The organism is Brevundimonas sp. UBA2416, assembly GCF_002343105.1.
Lineage (GTDB): Bacteria > Pseudomonadota > Alphaproteobacteria > Caulobacterales > Caulobacteraceae > Brevundimonas.
Genome location: NZ_DDRM01000041.1, coordinates 56241 through 58930, shown reverse-complemented (window position 1 = coordinate 58930; position 2690 = coordinate 56241). Strand labels below are relative to the sequence as shown.

Sequence of the window (2690 nt, the reverse complement as noted above, 5' to 3'; positions counted from 1 at the left end):
GTCGTTGCCCTCGCGGGTGCGCTCACCCACGCCGGCCAGAACCGAATAACCGCCGTAGGCCTTGGCGATGTTGTTGATCAGTTCCTGCATGGTCACGGTCTTGCCCACGCCGGCGCCGCCGAACAGGCCGATCTTGCCGCCCTTGGTGTAGGGGCACATCAGGTCGATGACCTTGATCCCCGTGACGAGGATTTCCGACGAGGTCGACTGCTCTTCGAACGAGGGCGCCTCGCGGTGGATCGGGCGGTACATGGTGGTCTTGATCGGGCCTTGCTCGTCGATCGGCGCGCCGACGACGTTCATGATCCGGCCGAGGGTGCCGGGGCCGACCGGGGCCAGGATGGAGGTGCCGGTGTCGGTCACGGCCTGGCCGCGCGTCAGGCCTTCCGAGGTGTCCATGGCAATGGTGCGGACCATGTTCTCGCCGAGGTGCTGGGCGACTTCCAGAACCAGGGTGAAGGGCTTGCCGGTCTTCTGGTCGACGTTCTGCGTCTCCAGGGCGTTCAGGATCGCCGGCAGCTGGCCGGTGAACTCGACGTCGACGACGGCGCCGATGACCTGGGCGATCCTGCCCACGCCGGTGCCGGCCGTATAGGCGGCGTTACCGGTGGCGGCGGCGGCCTTCGGAGCCTTGGGAGCAGCCGGCTTCTTGGCGGCGGGTTTCTTGGCGGTGGTGTCGGTCATCGGTTCGTTCCGTTCGGAAGGTCGTGCTTGGCGTGTATCTGGGCGGGGTTCGGATCAGAGGGCTTCGGCGCCGGCGATGATCTCGATCAGTTCGGTGGTGATCTGGGCCTGACGCTTGCGGTTGTACTGCAGGGTCAGGCTGTTGATCAGGTCGCCCGCATTGCGCGTGGCGTTGTCCATCGCGCCCATCTGGGCCCCGAAGAAGCTGGCCTGGTTCTCGTAGAGGGCGGCCAGCACCTGGGTGGTGATGTTGCGCGGCAGGAGCGTCTCGAGGATTTCCTCTTCCGACGGCTCGTATTCGTAGGTCGCGCCGTTCAGGTCGATCGGCGGGGCGTCGCCGTCGACGACGGCCGGGATGAGCTGTTTCGGCGTCGGGATCTGGGCGATGACCGACTGGAAGCGGCTGTAGAACAGGGTGACGACGTCGGCGTTTCCGGCCTCGAACTCCTCGGCGATCAGGGCCGCGATCGGCTCAGCCGCCGGAAGGCCGATGACCTTGTGGTCCGACATCTCGAATGTCTTCACCAGCTTGTCGCCGTAGAGACGGGACAGGCCGTCGCGGGACTTGCGGCCCACGGCGATGATGCGGACGTCCTTGCCGGCGGCGATCAGGCTGTTGATCCGCTCGCGCGCAGCCCGGATGACGTTGGTGTTGAACCCGCCCGCCAGACCCTTGTCGCCGGTGGCGACGACGATCAGGTGCTTCTTGTCCGATCCCGTGCCGGCCAGCAGTTTCGGCGCCCCGTCGCCGGACACGCCGGCGGCGAGGTTGGCGATGACCGCGGCCATCTTGCGGGCATAGGGACGGGCGCTTTCAGCCTGGTCCTGGGCGCGCTTCAGCTTGGCCGCGGCGACCATGTTCAGGGCTTTCGTGATCTTCTGCGTCGACTTGACGCTTCCGATCCGATTGCGCATTTCCTTGAGGCTGGCCATCCGGCGCTACTTTCTCGCTATCCGGTCCGGTCTCAGGCGAAGGTCTTGAGGAAGGCGTCCAGCACCGACTTCAGCTCGGCTTCGAGCTCGGCGGTGAGGTCCTTCTTGGCGCGGATGCCGTCCAGCAGGCCGGCGTTCGACGACTTGATGCGGGCCAGCAGCTCGCTCTCGAAGCGGCCGATGTCGCCGACCGCGATGCCGTCCAGATAGCCGCGCGTGCCGGCGTAAACCGAGACGACCTGCTCTTCCATGGTCAGCGGGCTGTACTGCGGCTGCTTCAGCAGCTCGGTCAGGCGGGCGCCGCGGGCCAGCAGTTTCTGGGTCGAGGCGTCGAGGTCCGAGCCGAATTTCGCGAAGGCGGCCATTTCCCGATATTGGGCCAGTTCGCCCTTGATCGAGCCGGCGACCTTCTTCATCGCCTTGGTCTGGGCCGAGGAGCCCACGCGCGACACCGAGATGCCGACGTTCACGGCCGGGCGGATGCCCTGGTAGAACAGGTCGGATTCGAGGAAGATCTGGCCGTCGGTGATCGAGATCACGTTGGTGGGGATGTAGGCCGAGACGTCGTTGGCCTGGGTCTCGATCAGCGGCAGGGCGGTCATCGAGCCCGAGCCGTAGTCGGCGTTCAGCTTGGCCGAACGCTCGAGCAGCCGGCTGTGCAGATAGAAGACGTCGCCCGGATAGGCTTCGCGGCCCGGCGGACGGCGCAGCAGCAGGGACATCTGGCGATAGGCCACAGCCTGCTTCGACAGGTCGTCATAGACGATCAGGGCGTGCATGCCGTTGTCGCGGAAGAACTCGCCCATGGCCGTGCCCGAGAACGGGGCCAGGAACTGCAGCGGGGCCGGCTCGGAGGCCGTGGCGGCGACGACGATGGTGTAGTCCAGGGCGCCGCGCTCCTCGAGTGTCTTGACGATCTGGGCCACGGTCGAGCGCTTCTGACCGATGGCGACGTAGATGCAGTAAAGCTTCTCGCCTTCCGACGCGGCGGCGGCGTTGGTGCTCTTCTGGTTCAGGATGGTGTCGATGGCGACAGCGGTCTTGCCGACCTGACGGTCGCCGATGATCAGCTC

The 2690-nt window shown here is 66.3% G+C and carries 2 protein-coding genes and 1 pseudogene; all 3 read right to left on the bottom strand.

What is annotated here, in order from left to right; genetic code table 11:
• A pseudogene (locus B3E43_RS13265) lies at positions 1–684 on the bottom strand (F0F1 ATP synthase subunit beta); the annotation flags it as partial.
• 54 nt (positions 685–738) lie between these two features.
• Positions 739–1617, bottom strand: a complete 879-nt coding sequence (locus B3E43_RS13260) for a F0F1 ATP synthase subunit gamma (RefSeq protein ID WP_292030262.1) — start codon at positions 1615–1617, stop codon at positions 739–741.
• A 32-nt stretch (positions 1618–1649) separates the two neighbouring features.
• The coding region (gene atpA / locus B3E43_RS13255; RefSeq protein WP_292030260.1) for a F0F1 ATP synthase subunit alpha at positions 1650–2690 on the bottom strand (1041 nt) is incomplete at its 5' end.